Here is a 24,479-nt window from a genome sequence, read left to right as displayed (position 1 = left end):
ACAAGGCGGGCATTCTAGCAGCCCTGCGACACCCAGCGCGGGAATAACCCCCACGATTCAAACAAAATCCCTATACAAACTATGTATTCAGGCGCCAAAATGTGGCAACAAATTTTGCGGCAGAGGACTCGATGACAATGCGCTTTCGGATAATTATCCTGCTTTTGATCATCATTGCAGGCAGCACCGGCTACTGGTTCTACGCACACGGTCTTCATTCACAGGGCACGCGCACGGAATTGACGCTGTACGGCAACATCGACCTTCGGCAAGTCGACCTCGCCTTCAACGACGCCGGTCGCATCGACACTATCCCCGTGCAGACGGGCGACGCAATTCGTCCCGGTGACATAATTGCAACGCTTGACATGCGCCGCTTCGATGCCGCGCTGGCGTCAGCCAAGGCCAACCTTGCCGCCAATCAGGCCGCGCTGAACAGACTGCTGAACGGCACGCGCCCCGAAGATATCGAACGCCTGCGCGCCGTTGTGGCCGCCGATCAGGCCAACCTCACGGAGAAAAGATTAAGCTTCGACCGGATACAAACACTGGCGAAGCAAAAAATGGCCTCGACCCAGGATCGTGACTCCGCCCGTGCCGCACGCGATGCCGCCGAAGCGCAACTCAAGGCCGACAGCGCCTCGCTCAAACTGGCGATTATCGGCCCCCGCAAGGAAGACATCGAACAGGCCCGCGCCGCCGTTGCAGCGGCCGAAGCCCAGGTCAGAAGTGCCCAGATCGCCCGGGACGATGCCGTGCTCGTCGCCCCGGCTCAAGGGATTGTCCGCAACCGGATTCTGGAACCGGGCGACATGGCCTCACCGGCTCAGCCCGTCATTTCGCTGGCACTCACCTCACCGATCTGGGCGCGGGTCTATGTGGATGAGCCCGACCTTGGTCTGGTGCAGGAAGGCATGCCGGCCACACTCACCAGCGATAGTTTCCCGGGCAAGACCTTCAACGGATGGGTGGGCTACATCTCACCCACGGCTGAGTTCACCCCCAAAACGGTCGAAACCACGACCGTGCGCACCGATCTTGTCTATCAAGCCCGGATTTATGCCTGTAACCCGAACGGGCAACTGCGACTGGGGATGCCGGTCACCGCACATATTGCACTGGGTGCCAAACCCCGATTACATGGCGAAAATCCCTGCGGCAGTGAAACGACGACCGATAAATCAACCATCACCAAGCCATCCCAAGCACACTGATGACGCCACAAAGCGCAGATGACCAAACGCTGGCCATCATTGCCGACGGAATACATAAGTCGTTCGGCAAGCCACCCCGACGCACCGAGGCGGTGGTGGATGTTTCCCTGCGCGTTGTCCCGGGACAGGTCACCGGTCTGATCGGTCCGGACGGCGCGGGCAAAACCACCCTGATGCGCCTCATCGCAGGCTTGCTCACACCGGATTCCGGCACGCTGACCGTCCTTGGACTCGATGCCGTCGCCGATCCTTTGACCGTACAGGCGAGCATCGGCTACATGCCGCAGCACTTCGGACTGTACGAAGACCTGACCGTTCAGGAAAACCTGAATCTCTATGCCGACCTGCAGGGCCTGCCTCCAGATCAACGGGCAGCACGCTTCGCCCAATTGCTGCACATGACCGGGCTGGCACCATTCACGGCACGACTGGCGGGGCGCCTTTCCGGTGGCATGAAACAGAAACTCGGCCTGGCCTGCACGCTGGTTCGCCCGCCTCGACTGCTATTGCTGGACGAACCGACCGTCGGCGTCGATCCCGTATCCCGGCGGGAGTTGTGGGCGATTGTGTATCAACTGGTCGCCGACGAGGGCATGAGCGTCCTGTTGTCCACGGCCTATCTTGACGAGGCCGAACGCTGCAAGGAAGTCATCCTGCTACACGAAGGCCGCGTGCTGGGCAAAGGTACGCCCGCAGAGTTCACGGCCCACCTGACTGGACGCGTGTATGGCGCCAGTCGGCCTGCTACGATACGCCGTCATCTTCAGGCCGAACTCCAGAAACAGTCTGTGGTTCGTGATGCCATCATCGACGGCGATCTTGTACGCGTCCTGCTGGATGAAAACGCACAACCACCTGAACTGCCCGGCGTGACCTGGCAGCCACTGCAGCCCCGGTTCGAAGATGCGTTCGTGCTGCAATTGCGCGAACGGGAATCCCAACAACATCGGAAAAACCAGGAACATCAGGAATCCAAGGAATCAGCGGTCGCCGCGCTGCCAACCACGCCAAAAAACGCCCCGGTGAAAAACCGTGAGGACATCATCATTGTTTCGGATTTGACACGTCGTTTCGGTACATTCATTGCGGTGGACGCCATCAGTTTCTCCGTTCAACGCGGTGAGATTTTCGGGCTGCTCGGTGCCAATGGTGCGGGTAAATCCACGACCTTCCGTATGCTCTGCGGCCTGCTCCTGCCCAGTGCGGGCAAACTCTCGGTTGCCGGCGTGGATCTGCGCACGGCAGCTGCCAAGGCACGCGCGCGCATCGGCTACATGTCGCAGAAGTTCGCCCTGTACGAAGTCTTGAGTGTGCGCCAGAACCTGATCTTCTTCGCCAAAGCCTATGGCTTGAACAGGCAGCGGCGTGCCGCTCGAATTGACTGGGCTTTGGCAGAATTCGGCCTGACGAACTATTCCGATACCAGTTGCGGCCTGTTGCCGCTGGGCTTCAAGCAACGCCTCGCCATGGCCTGCGCCCTGATGCACGAACCGGACATTCTGTTTCTGGATGAACCCACCTCGGGTGTCGATCCCATCGAACGACGGGCGTTCTGGCAACGTATCAACCAACTCGCCGACCAGGGCGTCACGATCATGATCACCACCCACTTCATGGACGAGGCGGAATACTGCGACCGGCTCGTCATCATGAGTCAGGGTGACATTCTCGCCGCAGGCAGCCCCAAAGATGTACGCGCGCAGGCCAAAAGCCCGGAACAGCCCAACCCGAACATGGAAGACGCCTTTATCGCCCTGATCAGCACACCCAATGCCCCGAAGGCCCCGAGGCCAAGCCAATGAATACGAAGGCCCGGAACACAACGGCACAGAACACGCCAGATACAGCACTCGCTCGCGGTGGAGCCGGACGACGACTGTTCGGGCTCATCCGCAAGGAAACCCTGCAAATCCTGCGTGACCCGTCCAGCATCGCCATCGCCTTTTTGATGCCCGTCGTCCTGCTCCTGATTTTCGGCTATGGCGTCTCGCTCAACGCCAAGCACATTCCCATCGCACTGGTCGCCGATGCGCCGGATTCGCAAACAGCGGCCCTGTTCGGCGCGTTCGACCAATCCACCTACTTCAGCCCGAAAACCGCACCGAACCTCCCTACCGCCGAACGCTGGATGCTGAACCGAACCGTCGATGCCATCGTTCATCTGCCCAGTGATTTTTCGGCCAAGCTGAGTAATACGGCAAACCAGGCCCCCGTGCAGATCATCGTCAACGGCGTGGATGCCAATCAGGCGCGTCTGACTCAAGCCTATATTCAGGCAGCCTGGCAGGGCTGGCTGAGTGCCCGCGCAACGGCAGCAGGACACTCGGCTGATCAACCGGTCCAGGTAGCCAGCCGCATCTGGTTCAACCCCGAATTGCGCAGTCGCGATTACCTCGTCCCCGGCCTGATTGCCGTCATCATGACCCTGATCGGCGCACTGCTCACGGCTCTGGTCATGGCGCGCGAATGGGAACGCGGCACGCTCGAAGCGCTGATGGTCACACCCGTGCACCTCAACGAACTCCTGCTCGGCAAGCTCATCCCCTATTTTGTGCTTGGCATGGGCGGGATGGCGCTTTCCGTCTCCATGGCCATCTGGTTGTTCAATGTTCCCTTCCTCGGCAGCCCATGGATCCTGATCCTGACTTCCGCCATTTTCCTGCTGACAGCACTGGGCATGGGGCTGTTCATCTCGATCGTGGCCAAGAACCAGTTTGTCGCCAGCCTGATCGCCATCATCACCACCTTCCTGCCCGCCTTCATGCTTTCTGGCTTTATCTTCGATATCGGCAGCATGCCCGGCTGGTTGCAGAACCTGACGTACATTGTCTCGGCGCGCTACTTCATCGTGATTCTGCACACACTGTTTCTGGCGGGCGATGTCAACGGCGTGATTTGGCCCAATACCCTGGCCATGCTGGCCATTGCGGCGTTTTTCCTCGGCGCCAGCCGACGAAAGATCCGCAAATCCCTGGAATGATTTTGAGGAATCCATGATGTGGCAACGGATTTTCGCGCTCGCCATCAAAGAGTTTCAGGCGTTGCTTCGCGACCCCAAGGCACGATTCGTCGTTATCGGCCCGCCCATCATTCAGCTTGTGGTGTTCAGTTTCGCGGCAACCTTCGATCTCAATCACATCCCGCTGGCCATCTATAACCAGGATGGTGGTCAGGCGGCTCAATCGCTGGTTGCGCGTTTTACCGGATCGCAGCATTTTGAGATCGCCGCCCGACTGACGCATGAGGACGAGATAAAAAACGTGATCGATCAGCGTGAGGCATTGATGGTCCTGCATATCGGACCGCGCTTCGAGCAGGATCTGGATAGCGGCAAACCCACCACCGTGCAACTGATCATCGATGGGCGCAATTCGAATACCGCCGCCATCGCTCTGGGCTACGCCAGCAGCATCGTGGCCGACTTCAACGCCCAATGGCAGCAAACGCATCACCTCGCCGCACCGCCCTCGGTGATCGTCTCCCGTGCTTGGTTCAACCCGAACCTCATAAGTCGCTGGTTCATCGTGCCCGGTGTGGTGGGCATTCTGATGCTGGTGGTCGTGATGGTCGTCACTGCCCTGTCGGTCGCCCGCGAGCGCGAACAAGGCACATTCGATCAGTTACTGGTCACGCCATTGCGCCCCGTCGAAATCCTGATCGGCAAGGCCACGCCGGGGTTCGTGATCGGCATGATCGAGGGCGGCGTGACTATTTTTCTGGCCGTTCATCTGTTCGGCGTCCCGTTCGAAGGCCACATCGGCACCCTGTTTGTGGGACTCGGGCTTTTCCTGATGTCTGCAATCGGCGTCGGACTGATGATTTCCGCGCTGGCCACCACTCTGCAGCAGGCGGTACTTGGTGTATTCCTGTTTCTGGTACACGCCATCATCCTCTCGGGATTTGCCACCCCCATCGCCAACATGCCACCGATCGTGCAGGATCTGACCCTGATCAATCCCATGCGCTATCTCATGATCATTTTGCGCGGCGTATTTCTCGAAGGCAGCTCGTTCGATTCCCTGATTGACGAATTCTGGCCATTGGCGATCATCGGCCTTGTGACGCTGGCATTTGCAGGCTGGTTGTTCCGGCATCGAATGAATTGACACCGCGCTCGGCTCGGGCAGAGTAGCTTGTGCAGTGTTATTCTTCACCTTACTGAATTCACGAAAAGATAACGACATGAATAACGACTGGTCACTGTTTCTGCAGACACACCCAGAACCGGCTCACCCTGCCAGCCCATCGGCGGCTGCCTGGGTTTTGCTGGACACACGAGCCAGCCTGCTTGTCAGCGGCGAGGAAGCGGGCGATTTCCTGCAAGCCATGCTGACTCAGGAAATCCTGTCGCTCGATGGCAGCCATGCGGCACGCGGCGCACTGTGCAATGCCAAAGGACGGATTTTAACTACCGTGCTCATCCATCCGCTGCGTCCGCAAGACGGTGGACAAGGCATGACCTATCGTCTGACCGTGCCCGCCGAACTCGCCGCCGATCTGTTCAAAACATTGAAACTGTACGTGCTTCGCCGCCGTGTCCTTATCGAGATCAGTGATGACTGGCAAAGTGTCGGCGTACTGAACCCCGATCCGGCTTTGCTGGCCGCCAGCGGCATGGCCTCATCACCAGCGGATCCTCTGGCCCAGAGCACCCTGCCCTCGGGCGTAGTCGCGACATGGGAACAGACGGGTGACGACCCTCGACTTTCATTGCAGGGACCGACCCATGCGCTGCTGGCACTTGCCCCTCATTTGCCGCAACGAACCACACAAAATGCCTGGGACTGCACCGAAATTCACGACGGCATTCCCACCATCAATCGTGAAACGGTGCTGCACTTTGTACCGCAGTGGATCAACCTGGACCTGCTCCAGGCCGTGAGTTTCAAGAAGGGCTGCTATCCCGGCCAGGAAGTCGTCGCCCGCCTGCACTATCTCGGGAAATCCAACCGCCGCATGGTCAGCGGATACACGCGCATGGCCGAACCGGTTCTGCCGAAATCAGTCATTCATCCAGCTAACGAACCTCAAACCGAGGCGGGCGAAATCGTACGCAGTGCGATCTGCCGGGTTGGCAACGAGGACATGCAGGTCTTTCTCGCGGTCATACGCTTGAATCATCTGCACGACGAACTCCTCATCGAAGGGCAACCTTGCACATTGCAACCCGGCCCTTTTCTTGAGACGGCAGAACAACGACACTGACAGCAGATAGCCATCCGCCGGGTTTGACGATACGTGTAAAATCGTCACAGTCCCGGCCTGAATCGCACGCGGGGCACAAGACACCTGATCCCATCGAGATAGACAGCCAGAACGAATCCATACGAATCATTCGGCAAACAAAACACAAGGCAACCACGACATATGAACCCAAATACATCCGATCTGCTCACCATTGGCAGTCGCCAATTTCATTCCCGTCTACTGACCGGTACCGGGAAATTCAAGGACCTGGCCGAAACCGAAGCCGCAACGCAGGCCGCAGGCGCACAAATCGTTACCGTAGCCATACGCCGCAGCAATATCGGCCAGAACCCGGGCGAACCCAATCTGTTGGATGTGCTGCCGCCGGAGCGCTACACCATTCTGCCCAACACCGCAGGCTGCTACACCGCAGAAGATGCCGTGCGCACCTGCAAACTGGCGCGGGAGCTTCTGGACGGGCATAACCTCGTCAAACTCGAAGTATTGGGCGATGCCAAAACACTGTACCCGGATGTCGTCGCTACCCTCAAGGCCGCCGAAATCCTGGTTGCCGATGGCTTTGAAGTGATGGTTTACACCTCGGACGATCCGATTCTGTGCAAGCGCCTGGAAGAAATCGGCTGTGTTGCCGTGATGCCGCTGGCCGCGCCCATCGGCTCCGGGCTGGGTATTCAGAACAAATACAATCTGCTGACCATCATCGAAAATGCCAAGGTGCCGATCATCGTCGATGCCGGCGTGGGTACGGCATCAGACGCGGCCATCGCCATGGAACTGGGTTGTGACGGCGTGTTGATGAATACAGCCATTGCCGCCGCCAAAAACCCCGTTCTGATGGCCTCGGCCATGAAAAAAGCCATCGAAGCCGGACGCGAAGCCTTCCTTGCCGGAAGGATGCCTCGCAAACGCTATGCAAGCGCTTCTTCACCTATCGATGGCTTGATTTCCTAACGACACGATGATGACTACCGACACGCCACCCGCGCCCCATACGCACCGTCCCATCCGCTCGTTTATCCGGCGTGAAGGGCGGCTCACCACCGCGCAGATTCGCGCAATCAACGAGCTTTTGCCCTCGCTGGAACTCAAGGCAGAGGGCGATTTGCTCGACCTCGAAGCCGTATTTGGACGCAGCGCGCCGGTCACCCTTGAGATTGGTTTTGGCAATGGTGAAAGCCTGCTGCACATGGCCGCAGCAGCCCCGGACCAAGATTTTATCGGCATCGAAGTCCACAGGCCGGGCATCGGCCATTTGGCACTGGGTGTCGAACGCCTGGGCTTGACGAATATTCGCATCGTGGCCGAAGACGCCGTACCGTTCATCCAAAGCCGTATCGCGAACGCCAGTCTGGATTGCTTACTGCTTTATTTCCCAGACCCTTGGCATAAAGCGCGGCACCACAAACGGCGAATCGTACAAACAGAATTTGCGAGCCTGGTCAGCCAAAAGCTCAAACCCGGCGGGCTGTGGCATCTGGCCACCGACTGGGCGCCCTATGCCGAACACATGCGCGCGGTGCTCGATGTCCATCCGGATTTTTCTGCAGAGCATAGCGGCTCCGGAGAAAACGCGCGCCCCGGCTGGCGACCAGAAACCAAGTTCGAGCGACGGGGCATTCGTCTGGAACACGCTGTGTTTGACCTGCTTTATCGACGATCCAATAGCGACTGAGCCGTCCCCATGACCAAATCGATTGATTCCAGCAAAGAGCAAACCGATATCCGTTTCGGCAGAGATGAGCTGATTATCCAGAACCGCTATGAAACCGCGATCCTGTTCAACGATTTCCTCATCGCGCTGTGGTTTATTTTGGGCAGCGTGTTTTTTATTGTCCCTGGTCTGGCAAGTGCTGGTGCTTGGGTTTTCCTGATCGCTTCGATCCAGTTCCTGATTCGCCCGACAATGGGCTTGCTGCGAAATATCCACCTGCGCAAAATAAAATCGGATTCATGATTTTCCAACCAGAAACCCGGGGCTGTCAGTTAAAAGATCACGCCTGAACGCATCAACAACTTGTGAGATAAAGGATAAAAGCCTAGAATCCCAAGCTTGGTTTTTGTTGGACCCGGTGTCTTATTCGATCAATGAACACGCGCTGTAAAGCGGGTGAGCAACCCTTGATCCAATTAGATCTTCAATTTGTTTTATTAAGGAGAAGCCATGTCTGTTAAGCATCCCGTTGTGGCTGTCACCGGTTCGTCCGGCGCTGGCACCACCACTGTAAAGCGTGCTTTTGAACACGTATTTCGCCGCGAGTCACTCACGCCTGTCGTGATTGAAGGTGACAGCTTCCATAGCCTGTCACGGGTGGATTTTAGAGAAGCGGTCAAAAAGGCGGAAGCGCTGGGCAATTTCTCTTTCTCCCATTTCGGTCCGGAAGCCAACCACTTTGACAAACTGGCCGAACTGTTCAAAACCTACGGCGAAACAGGCACAGGCAAAAAGCGCTACTACATCCACAGCGATCAGGAAGCGGCAGAACACAACGCCCGCCTCAACACCAACCTCAAGCCGGGTGAGTTCACGCCATGGGAGGACATCCCCCCCGGCTCCGACCTGCTTTTCTATGAAGGCCTGCACGGTCTGGTCAAAACCGACACCATTGACGCTTCGGCGCACGTGGATCTGGGCGTGGGCGTTGTCCCCATCATCAACCTGGAATGGATCCAGAAGATTTTCCGTGACAACGCAGAACGCGGCTATTCCGCTGAAGCCACGGTCGATACGATCCTTCGCCGGATGCCTGACTACGTGAAGCACATCACACCTCAGTTCTCACGTACCGACATCAACTTCCAGCGCGTTCCGACTGTGGACACCTCCAATCCGTTCATCACGCGCGACATCCCCACCCCCGATGAGAGCTTGGTCATTATCCGCTTTTCAAACCCCAAGAAAATCGGAGCTGATTTCCCTTATCTGTTATCGATGATTCCCAACTCATTTATGTCTCGGTATAACACCATCGTTGTTCCAGGCGGCAAAATGAGCTACGCAATGGACTTGATCCTCACACCGGTCATCCACAACATGATCGAACAACGCAACGCCTGATAACGGCTCTCCGGTCAATCAAGAAAACCCGCTGTATTCAGCGGGTTTTTTATTGGCCACATCCGCCACGGTCTGGCTTCCAAACAAAAATGCGCCCGTAAAGGGCGCCTTTTAATCGACTCGTTAAAACAGATGACGAGTTAAAGGAAGATCACTTGCCCAGCTTGGCCGGATCAATCGTCTTGGCGCCTTCATACTGGCTGTACTCAACGAGCGAACCATCATAAAGACGGGCTTTCTTGTCACCCACGATTTCATGGGTCACAAACCACAGACCAGAGGCCAGATGACCGGTGTTGCAGTAGTCGACGATCTCCTTACCCGGATTCAAACCGACCGCTTTGAACATGGATTCATAGCTGGCTTTGGGCAGGAAGCGTGCAGAAGCCCCATCGGCAGTGGTCAGTAAATCTGGCGGAACGTTCTTCGCACCAGGCAGATGACCAGACAGTTCTTTGGGTTTGGTAAAAACCCCCATGTACTGGTTGGTTGGACGGGCGTCGGCAAGCTCGACAGCGCCTGGTTGTTCAAGGGCTTTTTTGACATCCTGATAAGTCGCAAGAATATTCTTGCGCTCGGCAGTAGCAACCCAGTTGCCCGCGGAAGCGGCAGGTGAATCGGTTGCCGCTGGCATGCCGTCTGCCAACCATTGGGCCATACCGCCGTTCAAAATGGCCATGTTGTCCTGACCGTAGTATTTCAACTGCCAGTACAAACGAGTGGCCTCGTCAACATCACCGGTCGAAAGACCTTTGGGCACGATCACGATGGGCTGATCCTTGTTCACGCCCCATGATTGAACCAGTTTCTCGAAGGCCGCCTTTTCAGGGATAACACCTTTGACCTTCTTGCCATCGATGTCACGCGTGACACGGATCGCCTTGAAATCGACAAACGATGCGCCCGGTACATGCCCGCTCACGGTCACGGCAACTTTCTTGCCCTTAATCTCTTTGATCTCAGGGGCGGTCGTGAAATCTTTCATGGTGCCACTGACCTGCAGCACCTTGACGTCGTTCAAATGTGCGTTCAGCCAAGCCGGATCAACCAACGGCCCAGGCACAGTAACCGCAAACGCGCTTTGTGCCGCGAACGATGCCGCGATCACAGCGGGCACAAATACAAACTTCTTGAAATTCATTCGTCAAAACTCCTTCTTTAGAACATTTAACTGTCAGATAGCCTACGGCGCATCCAACCACCCCATGAGATGCAAACCAGAAAGTTGCATCGCCTATCAAAACACACCGACCAGATCGTGACAATGTGTGTTTTTTTATGCCGAATAACGCTGCACCCCCATGTGTTGCACTGTCGTTAAAATCGCATAGATATCAATAAACTCTTCGCTCAACACCTGTTTTGATCGGTCTTCGGCAATCTCGACCGGCAGTTCACCTTCCCCGGTCCAGCCCAGAAATTCATCCCGCGCGATGAGCAATCGCTGAATATGCGGTTCGCACAAACGAACCAACATCATCAACCAACGGGAAATCAACCAGGATGGGCGTGCACGATTAACGACAAACGCGTCGGGCAACAGGGAAACCAAATCATTCGCGGAACGAAAGTGCTCGTCCGTCACCCAGCGATTGGTTGTGAACAGGGAACGTACGGCACCTCGCGCATCGACGGAAACACCTACGAAATGACTGAATCGGGCACTCGGTTCCGGACGAATAAACAGATGAAAATGGCCATGCTCATCACAAGGACGCTCACCATCAGCATGCGCATGGTAGTAATACATTGCCCCCGTATCCGGGTCCGACACATCTCCTGAGGGATAGTGCTGCCAGCGGAGCACGGGCGAATCAGGCTCATCTCTGAGCAACTCACCCAGAATTGTTTGCTGATCATTGATCAGGGCCTGATTGATATCGAAAAATTCCTGAGCCGCAGATACGAGCTCGTCGAAATCCGGCTCAGGAAGCTGAATCAGCCAATCCCGATAATCATCCAGCGGGCATAAGGCAGAGATCGTCACACTGAATGCTCTCGACCACGTACTGACTTGGAACTCATTGTGGATCGTTCGGATTCAACCTGGATTATCGACCACCTGGTGCGCAGGGATTGCCACCGCGACTTGCCGGCGCGCAGGGATTACCACCACGACTTGCCGGTGCGCAGGGATTGCCACCGCGACTGGCCGGCGCACAGGGATTGCCACCGCGACTTGCCGGTGCACAGGGATTGCCGCCACGACTGGCCGGTGCACAGGGATTGCCGCCGCGACTTGCCGGCGCGCAGGGATTACCACCGCGACTTGCCGGCGCGCAGGGATTACCACCGCGACTTGCCGGCGCGCAGGGATTACCACCGCGACTGGCCGGTGCACAAGGATTCTCACCTCGGGCTTGGGCAGTCGGAATAACAGACAGCACGCTCACTGGCGAAGGTGCCACGGCAGCTGCGGTGATTGCTACGGCCAACGCCGGAACAGAAGCGGAAAGAAAACGTCGTGACTTGGAACGCATCATTTTTTTATCCTGTTGAGTCATGAATCAAATCCCCTAAAAGTCGTTATTCGCAATGTTCTGAATGAGAGTGTGCACTTAATTCGAACGCAACAGGCCAATATTTAAGCCGCGCGCGAGCCAAGATTACCATGGACCGCACTACCCTCTCCATCGAAGGAAATCGTCGGATCAGTTTCATCCACGATATCTTCTGCGGTAATCACACCATGAGTCCGGCGCTCCAATACCCGACCCAGCGCGAAGCCACCTATGGCGACCAACACCATAACGGCCCAGATCAGCCAAGGTGAAACTCCGAGATACTGTGGCAAGGTTTTGGCAGTGAATTGCGCCGAATGCAAAATGGACTGGATCAGGGCGCTATCGTACACAGACGCAAAACCGAAAATCCCCAGCACCATGCCCACCATAAAGACCAGACCATCGATCCGTCCCGACATGAAGCCAACAACCGAAGTGCCAGGGCAGTAGCCACCGATTGCGAAACCGGCTCCGATCAGGGCAGCCCCGGAAACCGTAGCCCAGAGGAACGTGGTTGGCACGAAGAATCCCTTGGAACCGAAGTAATTTCCGGTTTGCAGGAGAAGAATACCCAGAGAAGCCACGATGATGGCCGTAAACATGACCTTGAAGACAGACCAGTCTGTCAGGCGGAACTGAGCCGTCAGCTTGCACGGAGACCCGAAACCCGCCTGCTCCAGCACATAGCCGAACAGAATCCCCGAAGCCAGTGCAGTACCTGCTACTCCATAATCCATTACCAGACCCTCCGCAACAGTGCGCTCATACCAAGGCCAACCAAAAAGAAGACCACGAGGAAGATAAATCCACCGATGCCGAGCATTGCTGTACCGGACAAACCGACACCGCTCGTGCAACCAGCCGCAAGGCGAGAACCGAACCCTGCCAACACGCCACCGAGCAGCGCCAGAGCCAGGCGCGGTGCCACGCCGATTTTGCCGGCGCCCGTATCGACTTTCAGTTTGAAGCGCCCTGCGCTGGCAGCAGCCAGAAGCGCGCCGATGGCGACCCCGACAACCTCGACGACGATCCAGCTCGCAAACGGGTTGGCGCCATGCGCAACCATGCCGCCAAGATAACCATTGGACTGCGTTGCCGCCGGTGCGATCTGCATCCCCAACCAGGCGGCAATACTGGCGAACGTACCCGAGGCCCCGACACCATTCCCGACGAGAACGAAGGTAAGGATAAGAACCAATCCGAGCACCAACCCAGCGACCAGAGGCGGCCACAGCGGACGAACCGACGAACCATCAGACATATATCACTCCTTTTTCTACTATCGATGCCATCTGACCTTTTAGCCTAAAGACAGGGTAAACGCCCAATCGATATGTTTGATTGAACCATTCGCCCTATCTATTGATGCACTAAAGATCTTATCATTCAACAGCATTTCAGAATGAAGCCGACTCAGCTTCGAGGTAAGCAAGTGAGGTGTACTTGCCTATGTTTTCATCGAAGCCTTTGGTTACCGGTGCGTATTTTTTCACGCGCGGATCTTCAAGTGCCAAAGATTTGGCCAATTCCTGCCCGCCCATCTGCTCGACGGCCTTTTGTGCAGACTGGTAAATCCCCTCGAACAATTCCCGGTTGTGCGCAAGAACCTGCTTGCCGGGATGCCCATGTGCGGGAATCCACAATGCCCCCGGCACCGCCGCTTCCAGCGCATCATAATTTTTGAATGTCCCGCGGAAACTGCCATCGTCCATGAATGCGATTCGATTATCCATCGCGACATCACCGACATGAACGATATTGTGCCCCACGATTTCCAGACTGATATCGGAGGGCGTATGCGCCGTACCGTAGAAATGCACCTTGATTTTCGTATCGCCGAAATCCAGAACGTCGCCATGGCTCAATGCCAGTGTAGGCGGCGTGACGGCCGTGCCTATGGTGGCGTTGTCGGTCGAACGCTCCATCAGGTTGCGCCAGAACTCACCTTGCCCGGTCTTGATGGCCGAGATGGTTTTCTCATGCGCATAAAGAGGGACATCGGGGTTCTCATTCACGAAGGCATGATTCCCCAACCAGTGATCACCGTGATAATGCGTGTTGATCACGGCTACTACCGGCGCGTTCGTGATTTGACGAATCTGGCGCAGGGCCATCTCCCCGATTTGCCGGGAAGCACCGCTATCGATAATGACCACGCCTTTTTTCGTGTTCACGAAAGTCACGTTACTCATCATCCCCTGATTCTCCGCCGAGGGGAAACCCCAAGGTGAGACAATGCAGAATACGTGCTCAGCCAACTGGGTAGGCTTGATGTCAGGCACCTTCGGCCCGGCAATAACCAGATTCTCCTCTGCAAAAACACGCGCGGAAAAAGCCGCTGGCAACATGGTCGCTCCGGCCACGAAGCCTACGGATTGCAAAAAGCGTCGACGGGGCATAGGTTCTGTAATTGATTTCATTGTCTTTGATCTCATTTTTATCTGACTCCCAACTAGGATAGAACGACTCGACCGGATGACCGAGCATGACTCCTGCTATGATCTTGGTCAGTGCAATGAAAGATTTCAATACCATGATTATTGATTCTTTAAATGAGCCCCTGGATTTGCTTGTCGGTTCGGCGCGATTTCGACACCACAGCCTGCACGCGAATCTCCAGCAGGGAGCCAGAATCATTACTTCTTCGCTCCAAGGACACGACCGGACCCCATGAGTTGCCTCAATCAACACGACTGCGCCACCTTCGCACTTGCACATGCGGAAGAAGTATGTCTTGCACGTGGCGCGCGATTAACCCCCATCCGGCGTGCCGTGCTGACGGAAATATGGGCGAATCACGAGGCGACGAAAGCCTATGATTTGATTGCACGTCTCTCAAGCGAAGGCAGCCTGATCAAGCCGCCCACCGTTTATCGCGCACTGGATTTTTTGCTGGCACACGGATTGATTCATCGCATCGAGAGTTTGAACGCGTTCATCGGCTGCCATCATCCGGACACGCAGCATCAGGCCATTTTGATGATCTGCGACCAATGCGGCACGATTAACGAAGCAGCCAGCGAGCCCCTCAATGGCATCCTGAGCGCGCTCACTCTTGCGGAGAAATTCAAAGTGACGCACCAGTCCATCGAGCTGCACGGTCTATGCGCGACCTGCCAAAGGCTGGGATGAAAGAAGTCCGCATCACTGCTGACTTCAAGCTAAAATACCCCCGTCATTTCCGCCACATCTGGTCTTCTCATGCCTACGCCCCAAGAAATCGCCCAACTTCGTGCCGATCTGGTTCAAACCACCACGCTGATGAATCAATCACTCACGCTGCATTCCACCTGGGGATTGTTTTCCCCGCGTGAAATCGACGAAGGCACGCGTTTACTGATGGGTTTTCTGGATGCGCCGAAACCCGGCCAGACTATTGTGGACTTAGGCTGCGGCTATGGCCCGATCGGGCTGGCTCTCGCGAAGGCTCAACCCGAGGCAGAAGTGATTTTGCTCGACAAGGACTTCGTCGCCTGCGCGTTTGCGGCAAGCAATGCCCAACGCAATCATTTGGGCAACGTCGTCGTCAAGCCCAGCAACGGTCTCGATGCCCTGCGCGGCCAACATGTTGATCGCATCGTATCGAACGTACCCGCCAAGGTGGGCAAGGAGATGTGGTCGATCATGCTCTGGGATGCTGCCGAGGCGCTCAACCCCGGCGGGGATATCTGGTTTGTGAGCATCAATGGCCTTCGCGACTACTTCAAGCGCACATTCAAGGAACAGTTCGGCAACTACGAAAAAATCAAACAGGGCCAGAACTACACCATTCATAGAGCGATCAAATCATAGTTTTTTAATGGGTTCAGATCCCATCTTTGGACATTTGGCCGACATTCATCATCCGATCGAGAGCATTCCCAGTGACGACCGATTTCTATACCTGGCATTTGCAGGGCGATGGCACAGCACGCCTGCTTCCCCTTTCAGATGAAACGCCCTGCGCGGGACCAGTCTGGGTGCACCTGAATTACACCCAGCCTGAAGCCGAGGAATGGATACGTAGTCAAATCGATCTGGACAGCACGGTTCAGGACACGCTATTGGCCGAAGTGACCCGGCCACGGGCCTTGATTCTCGATCAGGGGCTGCTGCTGACGCTGCGCGGCATCAACCACAACCCGGGGCAAGAACCGGATGACATGATCGGTATCCGGCTCTGGATCACACCAAAGCTCATCATCAGCACTCATTTGCGCACCTTGCAGGCGGTCAATACGTTGCAGCGCGATATGGAAACCAACAATGCGCCCAAAGATGCCGGTCAATTTGTCACGCGGCTCGTCGAACTTCTGAACGACAACATGCTGGATACGATCGAAGAAATCGACGAACTCACCGACAATTACGAAAAAATCATGCTGATCAGTGAAGATGTCGAACCGGTATCCGACCGTGACCTGGCCGATCTGCGCACGATGATTCTCACCCTGCGACGTTACCTGGGGCCACAACGGGATGCATTGCTCACGGTCATCGGCAGCCATCTGATCTGGATGAAGAAAGGGCCGATCCAGCGCCTGCGCGAAGCGGAAAACAGACTGACTCGCTATCTTGAGGTACTGGATGCCTCCCGCGACCAAATGCGCATTATTCAGGAACAGTTGCAGACCCGCTCCAACAATGAACTGAACAAACAACTGACCTTCCTCACCGCGCTATCAGCCATTTTCCTGCCGTTGACGTTCATTACCGGCCTGTTCGGGGTCAATATCGACGGTATTCCGGGCAATCAGGGGCATCCGTGGGCCTTTGGTATCTTCGCCCTGCTACTGGGGGTACTGGGCGCCGTTCTCATCTACCTGTTCAAACGCGCCCGATTGTTCTGACCGTTCGCGCCGCTCGCTCAACTCAAGAGGCACGAGACATCCACTTGGATAACGCCCGAACACCAGTGGCCCGAAGAGTCGCTTTTTTATGATCAAAACGTGCTGTCGTCACCTTCGGAACAGGCTTTGGGGCATCGATTTCCTGCCGCACCTTCGCCTGAGCGGGCAACAATGGCAGAAACCCTGCCGCCATGATCTCCAAAGCGTCGTGCATCCCCAAACGATTCAGAACCTCTTCGGGCGCTTCGATGAAACGCGCATAAGAAATTCCCACAAGATGCAGTCGGCAGGCTGCATAAACTTCAGCCCATTCAAACGATGCAGTATGTGTGGCGGTATCAAGTACGTGACCCATGATTAATCTCCAAATGTGTCTATTTAATCTACACGAACAGATAGTAGACACTTGATCAAGATGCGTCAACATTGTTTAGTCAAGTTTATTGACACATGTTGTATTTACGGCACAATGACGCATTAACAGGCTGCTGAAATGAGTATTTCAGCAGCCTGTTATGCGGGACATGGATGTCCCGCCCACGAATACGGGCGTGTACCGGATTCGTTAGGGCTGAAAAATCATCTACCGGCACACACAAAAGACCATGCTTAATCACGCTGAAATCGCGGCCCTGAAATGGGATGTTCGACAACGCCTCACGCTCTTGGAAAGCACACTGTTACTCACGGGTTGGGTGCGCACGCAGGCGCTCGTCGAGACGTTCAGCATCAGTCGGGCTCAGGCATCCAAGGATTTTGCGGTGTACATGAACCTTCGCCCCGATAATCTCAAGTACAACAAATCACTGAAATATTACGAAGCAGGTGACACGTTCACCCCACTACTGCTCACCGGTTCAGCCACGGATGTACTCAATGCCCTGCAGGTGGTTAATCCACAGCAAACACCCGTGGTCACCCTGGCTGCCACTTTGCCAGCCATCCAGGTGGTACAGCCCCTGGATCGTCAACTAGATTGGTCGGTGCTGAAGGCTGTGAGTCAGGCCATCTGCCAAAAACGCAAACTCAAGGCGGCGTACCAGTCCATGAATCGCAATGAACCAACCGAGTTGACCCTCTCGCCGCATCATTTGGTGTTCAGTGGTTTCCGCTGGCATGTGCGCGCATTCAGTGATACGCATCAGGCATACCGTGATTTCGTATTGGCACGATTCAGGGGAGAGGCGCCCCAATTGCTGAATGAAACTGCGATCACGGGCGATCACGATGAGGCATGGCATCAAACCATTGATGTGATCATCGAGCCGCACCCGGACCTTCCGGAAAGCCAGCGAATGATTCTGGCCGAAGACTACGGAATGGTCGATGGAACACGTTGCGAGCCCGTTCGTCAGGCCTTACTGCCCTACTTCTTGCGGTTGATGCAAATTGAGCCCGAACGGCAACACCCCGACCCGAAAATCCAACAGATCATTCTGAAAAACCCGGAACAGGTTCAACCGTTTTTGTGGCGCAACAATTAGCCTGCAGAAAATGAGCGTTAATTCGGGCGGGTGCTAGCGACTGGGCAAATAGGCCATGGGATCGACAGGTTTACCATCCCGACGTATCTGGAACAGCAAACTGCCGGTTTTATCCTTTGCACGCCCATCTCGCCGCCCCATGGTCGCCACGACCTGACCTGCCCGAACGGACTGCCCCTCCTTCACCAAAAGGCTGCGGTTGTAACCGTATGCCGATAGCCATGTCGAGTTGTGCTTGATGATCAAGAGATTACCGTAACCAGGCAGACCATTGCCGGCATAAACCACTTCTCCGGCTGCACTGGCACGGACAGGTTCTCCGATTTGACCTGCCAGAATCAATCCCTTTTGCTGTTTGCTTTGGTCAATAAACCGACTCAGAACACGTCCGTTAACCGGCCACTGCCAAGCCACGCCCTGAGACGAAACGGAGGCATTGGAGCGGGGTGAGGCTGACCGTGAGGTCGGTTTCGTGGCCGAAGGTTGATGTGGAACGGCTCGCGGCGGCGTGTTTGCGGCGGCTCGTGCGGTTTGCCCTGGCGGCGTCAGTCGCAGTATTTGCCCCGCACGCAAATCACGCGGATTGCGGATGCCGTTCCAACGCGCGACATCACGCCAATCCAGATCATTCGCCACGGCAATGGAGTAGAGCGTGTCGCCCGGTCGAACGCGTATGGCCGAAGCATCGTGCCCTGCCCACCGATCAAAATGAGACCCTGTGGCGCAGCCCGACAAGGTCATCACGCCAAGCAGCAATCCGACCCATGCCATCCGGCACATGGGCCTCATGAAGGCTGCAAGACGCGATAACTGGTTCACGATGGGATAATGCGCTCCATTCGGTCAAAGTTTCGTCCATCGCCATAAAATCACGGCGATGACCAGTAAAGCGACCGTCAACCAACCCAGCCACTCAATATAGTGGCGGAGCTTGGGTGCAATCTTCGGTCCGGCCCAGGCAATCAACCCCGCAACCAGATAAAGCCGCCCACCGCGCCCGGCCAGAGAAGCGACAAAAAACAAGGCTGGATTCATGGTCAGCGCACCGGCCGTGATCGTAAACGCCTTATAAGGAATGGGTGAAAAACCCGCCACGATGATCGCCCAGAATCCCCACTCATCAAACCAGAGTCTGGCTTTTTCAAAAACCGAACCATAGCCCCATTGCTGGATATAGGGCATCAGCCAATCAATCGCCACCCAGCCGATCAGATATCCGAACATGCCACCTAAGGCAGAAAAGACAGTAGCAATGGTCGCGAACTGCCACCAACAGCGCGGGCGGGCCATGGCCATCGGAATCAGCATGACATCGGGAGGAATCGGGAAAAACGAGGCTTCTGCGAAGCTTAGTCCGCCCAGTGCAACCGGCGCACGTCGATGCGCAGACCAGGATAAAACTCGATCGTAAAGAGCGCCAAATAGTCTCAAGACTGTTCTCCGGGAAGCATGGGGACAAAACTGACCGCATCAAAAAACTGACTCCTGAAGTCCTTTTCGGTACGGGTAATCACGGTGAGTCGCTGGGCACCACCCTGCGCGCCAACCGGCACAATGAGTCGACCGCCGACGGCCAGCTGCACTTTAAGCTCATCGGGAATGGTTGGTGGCGCCGCGGTCACGATGATTCCATCGAATGGCGCCTGCGAAGGCCATCCCTTGAAACCATCTCGGTGCAAATAACGGATATTCAACAATCCCAGCCTGCGGTGACGGGCCTTGGCCACGTCCAGAAAAGCCCCGATCCGTTCGATCGTGAACACCGCACAACCACATTGAGCCAGCACAGCGGCCTGATACCCCGACCCCGTGCCGATCTCCAACACCCGCTTCACCGGGATACTCGCCCCCAGAAGCAGCTCGGACATCCGCCCCACAATATAAGGCTGGGATAATGTCTGTCCTTGCCCGATGGGCAACGAGCAATCGTCATATACCCGCATCCGCAGGGCTTCATCGACAAATGCCTCGCGTGCCAAGGTGTTCATCGCGGCCAGCACCTTGGGGTTGGATACGCCTTGCTGCCGCACTCGTTCGACCATGGCGCCACGTGCCCAGGTATAGTCCGGCCCTCGTTTGGAAGAAGGCGGAAGCTCGTCTTCAACTCGACGAGCCGTTTTCTTTGCCACCTTCTCGGGCACATGCAGTTCTGGCTTGCCTGATGAAGACAATATCTTCTTCAGACGTGGAAAATCAGACGATGTCATTTGGGCAAGGCACACACGGGTTCAGCCAACCAATCGGCGACACCGGGAATGGCGCTGTGCCGCGTCATATCGAATTGCACCGGGGTAACCGAGATGTGTCCGGCGGCGACAGCGGCAAAGTCCGTGCCTTCTCCTGCATCCGCCCCCTCCCCGGCGGCGCCGATCCAGAAAATTTCCCGGTCGCGGGGATCCCGATCACGAACGATCCCCGATGAAGGATGGCGACGACCCAAACGGGTGGCGAGCATGGGTTTGATCTGATCGGCCGGTAAATCCGGCACGTTGACATTCAGCAGTGTAAACGCGGGCAGGGGGTGATTCACCAGGCGGCAGACCAAATCCACGACCGCATCGGCGGCGACACCCAAATGCTCCGGGTGATGTGCCGCGTTGGAAACGGCAATCGCCGGCAACCCAAGCGAACGGCCCTCTGTGGCTGCGGCAACCGTACCCGAGTACAAGACATCATCCCCCAGATTCGAACCATGGTTGATGCCGGAAACAACAATATCAGGCACCACGGGCAGCAAACCTTGTATCGCCAGATGAACACAATCGGTTGGTGTACCATCCACCGCCCAGACATCCGGCTCGACCAGTCGGGGTCGCAACGGGCGGCTCAGCGTCAGGCTGTTGGATGCACCGCTGCGGTCTCGATCCGGTGCCACAATCGTTACATGCCCCAGCGCTTTAAGGCGCTCGGCCAAAATCCGTATCCCTGGCGAGAGGTAACCATCGTCATTACTGACCAGAATATTCATGAATTTGCATCCAAACGATAACGAGGGCATAAGGATACCGGTGCGGCGGCTGCTTTACACCTCGCACTTGAACTAAAATCGAACAAAGTTATTTCATGGCATGAGCAATGGCGAAAAGCAGCAAAAAAACAGCACCACTCGCCCCTGAGGATATCGCCTTGTTTCACGAGGCTGTAGGCTCGGTTGAGCCGGTCGCAAATGCTTGTGTCGTGGTGGATGACGCACCACCAAAACCCGGTCACAGGAAGGTGATTCCAGAGCGGCTCAGCGATTTCATCGACCAGCATCTATCCGATGGATTCGCGCTGGAAGAACCCATCGAACATGGCGAGACCTTGAGTTATCTTCGGCCGGACAGCCCGCCTCCGCTACTGAGAAAGTTGAGACGCGGCCAATTCAGCGTTGCGGCCAGTCTCGATTTGCACGGCATGAGCATCGACGAAGCGAGAAACAGCATCGCTCGATTTTTCCTGGCGCAACGCCGGGACGTGCGATGCTGTGTCCGGATTGTTCACGGCAAAGGCAACCGATCGATTGGGCAGGTTCCCGTTCTCAAACGCATGGTGAACCACTGGCTGCCCCAGCGAGATGATGTCATCGCCTTCTGCTCAGCACCGCCGCATGATGGCGGCACAGGCGCAATTTACGTATTGTTACGCAAGTCCTAATCCCGGAAATTCAAACCAAATGCCAACACCATCACATTCCCTGGCTCAGGCCGTACGTGCCATCCCGGATTTCCCTAAACCCGGCGTCATCTTTCGAGACATCTCCCCGCTACTGAACCATCATTTCCGCGAGACAATCGATATGTTGTCTGCCCAGTTCACACCAGAAGAATGGGCAGAAATCGATGCCATCGTGGGCATTGAATCCCGCGGGTTCATTCTGGCTTCCGGGATGTCCTATGCCCAAAACAAGGGGCTCATGATCGTCCGCAAGCCGGGGAAGCTGCCGCCACCCAGACATAGCGTGCGTTACACACTTGAATACGGTGAAGACGAACTGCAAATGGCTACAAATCTGAATCCACAGCGCGTATTGATCATCGATGACGTGCTTGCCACGGGCGGCACGCTGCTGGGTACATGCGAACTCTGTACGCAATGCGGACATGAGATCAAAGGCATCGGCACCTTGATCAACCTACCGGGTCTGAATCAATTCACCTGGCCAAACACACCGGTACGCAGCCTATTCACCTACTGAACAGTGAACAAAACGATGAACAAAAACATACTCCTCGTCATGGCACTTCCACAGGAGAATGTGGGGAACCGTCTGGATCAGTTCGGCCTGCCCATTCTTTACACCGGCGTCGGCAAGATTAATGCAGCTATAAAGCTGGGTGAAATCCTGTCCAGAACGAATGAAGAGTACATCGTGATCAATTTGGGGTCGGCAGGTTCACACCAGTATCCAGCCGGCGAAACACTGTGCATCACCCGGTTCTTTCAACATGACATGAATGCAACGGCGCTGGGTTTTGATCCGGGTCAAACACCCTTTGAAGAGGACACACACATTACAGGCAGCCTGGCCATACCGGGGATGAAACAGTCAACCTGCTTCACCGGGGACAGTTTTGTCACTGAACGGCACCCTGATCTGGCCTTTGATGTCATCGATATGGAAGCCTATTCGCTGGCGAAAACTTGCCGCCACCACAACGCAGAGTTCATCGCGCTGAAGTTTATTACCGATGGTGCAGACGGTCAGGCCGCACAGGACTGGCAAGAGGCGCTCAAAATGGCCACCGAGCATTTGAGCGTGGCGCTGGATGAAACTTTGAAACATCTGGAGCGTCTTCAACTGGCAAGCAAATAAAGCACTACTCAGTTGCCAGTTACAAGGAAATTATCCATGAAAAACCGGAAGCGGATTTTCGCCGCCCTATTAATGTTGTCTGCCGGCCCCCTGGCTATTGCCGGGACATCGACAAATACACTTGGCGAAAAAATTACCAGAAAGGGAACAGGGGACGTTCCAGCCTGTGCGATATGCCACGGCGATCATGGCGAAGGGAATATAAAGGCTGGCTATCCGAGATTAGCTGGCATGAATGCAGAATATCTAGATCAACAAATGACGCTGTATGCACAAGATGAGCGAAAAAATCGAATCATGCAGGAATATGCACAAAAGCTGAGTATCGCGGAGCGCCGAGCCGTATCTGATTACTACGCGAATCAGACCGCGCATTCATCACACATTGATCTCCAAACCCTTCTACCTCAGGCGGCGAAATTGCTGCAAGTGGGTGCGCCGAATCGGGGTATACCCAGTTGCTTCAGTTGCCATGGAGACAACGGGCAAGGTAATAAGGATGGAATCGCACCCATTGCTGGGCAACCTGCCATCTACTTTATCCATCAAATGAACGCGTGGCGATTTGATGAACGCCCGGTGACAGAGGGCAATCCGATGGCAGTCATCGCAAAAACATTAACCCTGAAGGAAATCGCCTTGCTGGCGCATGCTCTGCAATAGAGTTTCCACCATTAAACAGACTACCGGTGATCAACAACGAAAGGTATTTTGGCGACAAAAGTACCTGCCGTTGTCGAAAAGCTAAGATCAGCCACCCAATCCGTTCGCGTCGTTGTGCAGACAGGCAGAATGATATTCTGAGCATAATTTCCATCACTGGAACGGGCCAGTGGATACTGGTTGATGCCCATGTCCATGCCCACCATCTGAAAATCCACAGAGACCGCACCCATCGATTTTGAGGCATCACCTTGCGGTTCCACGACCAGTGAAAACTTCTCCAGCGGCTTGATCACATTCGGTGCCCGCACAAGCACGTGGCCGATTTTTCCTAAGGACAAATCACAACCTGCGCCTTTCATCGTGCAGTCAGTCGGGATCACCACCGGAATAACCGGGCCCAAAGCCGTATCCTTGAGGCGAACTTCAGCAGGGTTATGGCCCCAAATAAAACTCAGAACAGCAAGAACGACGAACGTGGCAACCAGCCAGCGAGCTTGATTCATCGACATATTCAGACCTCTCATTTGGCCGCAGACTCTATCATTAAAGCCACAAAAAGAAAGCCCCCCGTACAAGTTCATGTACGGGGGGCTCGGAATGGGGAGCCTGGCGTTGACCTACTTTCACATGGGGAGACCCCACACTATCATCGGCGATGCTGCGTTTCACTTCTGTGTTCGGGATGGGAACAGGTGGTTCCACAGCTCTATGGACACCAGGCAAA

The 24,479-nt window shown here is 55.6% G+C and carries 29 protein-coding genes and 1 rRNA gene; 18 read left to right on the top strand and 12 right to left on the bottom strand.

From position 1 onward, the window contains the following. The first annotated feature begins 137 nt into the window (after window positions 1–137). The 9 genes from PHD44_RS03730 to PHD44_RS03690 all read left to right on the top strand — a co-directional run bounded on the left by PHD44_RS03730 (window position 138) and on the right by PHD44_RS03690 (window position 9,477). Window positions 138–1,214 (top strand): efflux RND transporter periplasmic adaptor subunit, encoded by a 1,077-nt coding sequence (locus PHD44_RS03730; protein ID WP_300188182.1) that lies wholly within the window; start codon window positions 138–140, stop codon window positions 1,212–1,214. Then, on the top strand, window positions 1,214–3,016 hold the full coding sequence (locus PHD44_RS03725; RefSeq protein ID WP_300188180.1) for an ATP-binding cassette domain-containing protein: 1,803 nt from the start codon (window positions 1,214–1,216) through the stop codon (window positions 3,014–3,016). The genes PHD44_RS03730 and PHD44_RS03725 overlap by 1 nt, the downstream gene beginning before the upstream one ends. Beyond that, the gene (locus PHD44_RS03720; RefSeq protein ID WP_300188178.1) at window positions 3,013–4,194 is read left to right on the top strand and encodes an ABC transporter permease; all 1,182 of its coding nucleotides are present in this window, start codon (window positions 3,013–3,015) and stop codon (window positions 4,192–4,194) included. The genes PHD44_RS03725 and PHD44_RS03720 overlap by 4 nt, the downstream gene beginning before the upstream one ends. A 16-nt stretch (window positions 4,195–4,210) precedes the next feature. Further along, the gene (locus PHD44_RS03715) at window positions 4,211–5,320 is read left to right on the top strand and encodes an ABC transporter permease (protein WP_300188176.1); all 1,110 of its coding nucleotides are present in this window, start codon (window positions 4,211–4,213) and stop codon (window positions 5,318–5,320) included. A gap of 76 nt (window positions 5,321–5,396) precedes the next feature. Continuing rightward, a complete protein-coding gene (locus tag PHD44_RS03710) occupies window positions 5,397–6,419 on the top strand; it encodes a hypothetical protein (protein WP_300188174.1) in 1,023 nt (340 codons plus the stop codon). Window positions 6,420–6,581: 162 nt separating this feature from the next. Further along, on the top strand, window positions 6,582–7,373 hold the full coding sequence (locus tag PHD44_RS03705) for a thiazole synthase (protein WP_300188172.1): 792 nt from the start codon (window positions 6,582–6,584) through the stop codon (window positions 7,371–7,373). A gap of 10 nt (window positions 7,374–7,383) precedes the next feature. Then, window positions 7,384–8,094 carry a tRNA (guanosine(46)-N7)-methyltransferase TrmB gene (gene trmB / locus PHD44_RS03700; protein WP_300188170.1) on the top strand — a complete coding sequence of 237 codons (711 nt, stop codon included), beginning with the start codon at window positions 7,384–7,386 and terminating at the stop codon, window positions 8,092–8,094. Window positions 8,095–8,103: 9 nt separating this feature from the next. Beyond that, window positions 8,104–8,376 (top strand): YrhK family protein, encoded by a 273-nt coding sequence (locus PHD44_RS03695; protein ID WP_300188168.1) that lies wholly within the window; start codon window positions 8,104–8,106, stop codon window positions 8,374–8,376. Between the two features lie 207 nt (window positions 8,377–8,583). After that, window positions 8,584–9,477 carry a phosphoribulokinase gene (locus PHD44_RS03690; protein ID WP_300188165.1) on the top strand — a complete coding sequence of 298 codons (894 nt, stop codon included), beginning with the start codon at window positions 8,584–8,586 and terminating at the stop codon, window positions 9,475–9,477. A 151-nt stretch (window positions 9,478–9,628) separates the two neighbouring features. On the opposite strand, the gene PHD44_RS03685 is transcribed toward PHD44_RS03690, so the two are convergent. Together PHD44_RS03685 and PHD44_RS03680 are read right to left on the bottom strand one after the other, a co-directional pair. Then, window positions 9,629–10,618, bottom strand: a complete 990-nt coding sequence (locus tag PHD44_RS03685) for a sulfurtransferase (RefSeq protein WP_300188163.1) — start codon at window positions 10,616–10,618, stop codon at window positions 9,629–9,631. Window positions 10,619–10,753: 135 nt separating this feature from the next. Continuing rightward, a complete protein-coding gene (locus tag PHD44_RS03680) occupies window positions 10,754–11,464 on the bottom strand; it encodes a hypothetical protein (RefSeq protein ID WP_300188161.1) in 711 nt (236 codons plus the stop codon). 89 nt (window positions 11,465–11,553) lie between these two features. Here PHD44_RS03680 and PHD44_RS03675 point away from each other — a divergent pair, with 89 nt between their 5' ends. Continuing rightward, entirely contained in the window at window positions 11,554–11,976 is a 423-nt protein-coding gene (locus tag PHD44_RS03675; protein WP_300188159.1) for a hypothetical protein, read from the top strand. A gap of 85 nt (window positions 11,977–12,061) precedes the next feature. Here the strand turns inward: PHD44_RS03675 and PHD44_RS03670 are convergent, their stop codons facing one another. The 3 genes from PHD44_RS03670 to PHD44_RS03660 form a co-directional block, all read right to left on the bottom strand. Further along, on the bottom strand, window positions 12,062–12,718 hold the full coding sequence (locus PHD44_RS03670) for a DUF6691 family protein (RefSeq protein ID WP_300188157.1): 657 nt from the start codon (window positions 12,716–12,718) through the stop codon (window positions 12,062–12,064). Then, window positions 12,718–13,242 carry a YeeE/YedE thiosulfate transporter family protein gene (locus PHD44_RS03665; RefSeq protein WP_300188155.1) on the bottom strand — a complete coding sequence of 175 codons (525 nt, stop codon included), beginning with the start codon at window positions 13,240–13,242 and terminating at the stop codon, window positions 12,718–12,720. Before PHD44_RS03665 ends, PHD44_RS03670 begins: the two co-directional genes overlap by 1 nt. A gap of 136 nt (window positions 13,243–13,378) precedes the next feature. Then, complete coding sequence (locus PHD44_RS03660; RefSeq protein ID WP_300188153.1) at window positions 13,379–14,401, bottom strand: MBL fold metallo-hydrolase; 1,023 nt, start codon at window positions 14,399–14,401, stop codon at window positions 13,379–13,381. A gap of 250 nt (window positions 14,402–14,651) precedes the next feature. Here PHD44_RS03660 and PHD44_RS03655 point away from each other — a divergent pair, with 250 nt between their 5' ends. The 3 genes from PHD44_RS03655 (at window position 14,652) to PHD44_RS03645 (ending at window position 16,810) form a co-directional block, all read left to right on the top strand. Then, window positions 14,652–15,113, top strand: a complete 462-nt coding sequence (locus PHD44_RS03655) for a transcriptional repressor (protein WP_300188151.1) — start codon at window positions 14,652–14,654, stop codon at window positions 15,111–15,113. Window positions 15,114–15,182: 69 nt separating this feature from the next. Then, the gene (locus PHD44_RS03650) at window positions 15,183–15,773 is read left to right on the top strand and encodes a methyltransferase (RefSeq protein ID WP_300188149.1); all 591 of its coding nucleotides are present in this window, start codon (window positions 15,183–15,185) and stop codon (window positions 15,771–15,773) included. Between the two features lie 71 nt (window positions 15,774–15,844). Then, window positions 15,845–16,810 carry a zinc transporter ZntB gene (locus PHD44_RS03645; RefSeq protein WP_300188147.1) on the top strand — a complete coding sequence of 322 codons (966 nt, stop codon included), beginning with the start codon at window positions 15,845–15,847 and terminating at the stop codon, window positions 16,808–16,810. Between the two features lie 22 nt (window positions 16,811–16,832). Here PHD44_RS03645 and PHD44_RS03640 read toward each other — a convergent pair whose 3' ends face one another. Beyond that, window positions 16,833–17,165 (bottom strand): hypothetical protein, encoded by a 333-nt coding sequence (locus PHD44_RS03640; protein WP_300188145.1) that lies wholly within the window; start codon window positions 17,163–17,165, stop codon window positions 16,833–16,835. 250 nt (window positions 17,166–17,415) lie between these two features. Here PHD44_RS03640 and PHD44_RS03635 point away from each other — a divergent pair, with 250 nt between their 5' ends. Beyond that, window positions 17,416–18,294 (top strand): WYL domain-containing protein, encoded by an 879-nt coding sequence (locus tag PHD44_RS03635; RefSeq protein ID WP_300188143.1) that lies wholly within the window; start codon window positions 17,416–17,418, stop codon window positions 18,292–18,294. A 33-nt stretch (window positions 18,295–18,327) separates the two neighbouring features. Here the strand turns inward: PHD44_RS03635 and PHD44_RS03630 are convergent, their stop codons facing one another. From PHD44_RS03630 to surE, 4 genes are all read right to left on the bottom strand, one after another. Then, window positions 18,328–19,074, bottom strand: a complete 747-nt coding sequence (locus PHD44_RS03630; protein WP_300188141.1) for a peptidoglycan DD-metalloendopeptidase family protein — start codon at window positions 19,072–19,074, stop codon at window positions 18,328–18,330. Window positions 19,075–19,137: 63 nt separating this feature from the next. Continuing rightward, the gene (locus PHD44_RS03625; RefSeq protein WP_300188139.1) at window positions 19,138–19,725 is read right to left on the bottom strand and encodes a YqaA family protein; all 588 of its coding nucleotides are present in this window, start codon (window positions 19,723–19,725) and stop codon (window positions 19,138–19,140) included. After that, window positions 19,722–20,336 (bottom strand): protein-L-isoaspartate(D-aspartate) O-methyltransferase, encoded by a 615-nt coding sequence (locus PHD44_RS03620; RefSeq protein ID WP_300188237.1) that lies wholly within the window; start codon window positions 20,334–20,336, stop codon window positions 19,722–19,724. The genes PHD44_RS03625 and PHD44_RS03620 overlap by 4 nt, the downstream gene beginning before the upstream one ends. A gap of 161 nt (window positions 20,337–20,497) precedes the next feature. Further along, window positions 20,498–21,262: a 5'/3'-nucleotidase SurE gene (surE, locus tag PHD44_RS03615; protein ID WP_300188137.1), complete on the bottom strand. Its 765-nt coding sequence runs from the start codon at window positions 21,260–21,262 to the stop codon at window positions 20,498–20,500. A 107-nt stretch (window positions 21,263–21,369) separates the two neighbouring features. On the opposite strand from surE, the gene PHD44_RS03610 reads away from it, so the two are divergent. The 4 genes from PHD44_RS03610 to PHD44_RS03595 are packed head-to-tail and all read left to right on the top strand — an operon-like array spanning window position 21,370 to window position 23,752. Next, window positions 21,370–21,930, top strand: a complete 561-nt coding sequence (locus tag PHD44_RS03610; protein ID WP_298220650.1) for a Smr/MutS family protein — start codon at window positions 21,370–21,372, stop codon at window positions 21,928–21,930. Between the two features lie 19 nt (window positions 21,931–21,949). Then, the gene (locus PHD44_RS03605; protein WP_300188135.1) at window positions 21,950–22,471 is read left to right on the top strand and encodes an adenine phosphoribosyltransferase; all 522 of its coding nucleotides are present in this window, start codon (window positions 21,950–21,952) and stop codon (window positions 22,469–22,471) included. Between the two features lie 3 nt (window positions 22,472–22,474). Next, complete coding sequence (locus tag PHD44_RS03600) at window positions 22,475–23,089, top strand: hypothetical protein (RefSeq protein WP_300188133.1); 615 nt, start codon at window positions 22,475–22,477, stop codon at window positions 23,087–23,089. A 36-nt stretch (window positions 23,090–23,125) separates the two neighbouring features. Beyond that, window positions 23,126–23,752, top strand: a complete 627-nt coding sequence (locus tag PHD44_RS03595) for a hypothetical protein (protein WP_300188131.1) — start codon at window positions 23,126–23,128, stop codon at window positions 23,750–23,752. 20 nt (window positions 23,753–23,772) lie between these two features. Here the strand turns inward: PHD44_RS03595 and PHD44_RS03590 are convergent, their stop codons facing one another. Both PHD44_RS03590 and rrf read right to left on the bottom strand, forming a co-directional pair. After that, window positions 23,773–24,336 (bottom strand): hypothetical protein, encoded by a 564-nt coding sequence (locus PHD44_RS03590; RefSeq protein ID WP_300188129.1) that lies wholly within the window; start codon window positions 24,334–24,336, stop codon window positions 23,773–23,775. A gap of 23 nt (window positions 24,337–24,359) precedes the next feature. After that, window positions 24,360–24,475 (bottom strand): 5S ribosomal RNA (rrf, locus tag PHD44_RS03585). Window positions 24,476–24,479 lie beyond the last annotated feature (4 nt).

The organism is Halothiobacillus sp. (genome assembly GCF_028710545.1).
Lineage (GTDB): Bacteria > Pseudomonadota > Gammaproteobacteria > Halothiobacillales > Halothiobacillaceae > Halothiobacillus.
The sequence above is the reverse complement of the archived record's forward strand: the minus strand, read 5'-3'. Positions and strand labels throughout refer to the sequence as shown.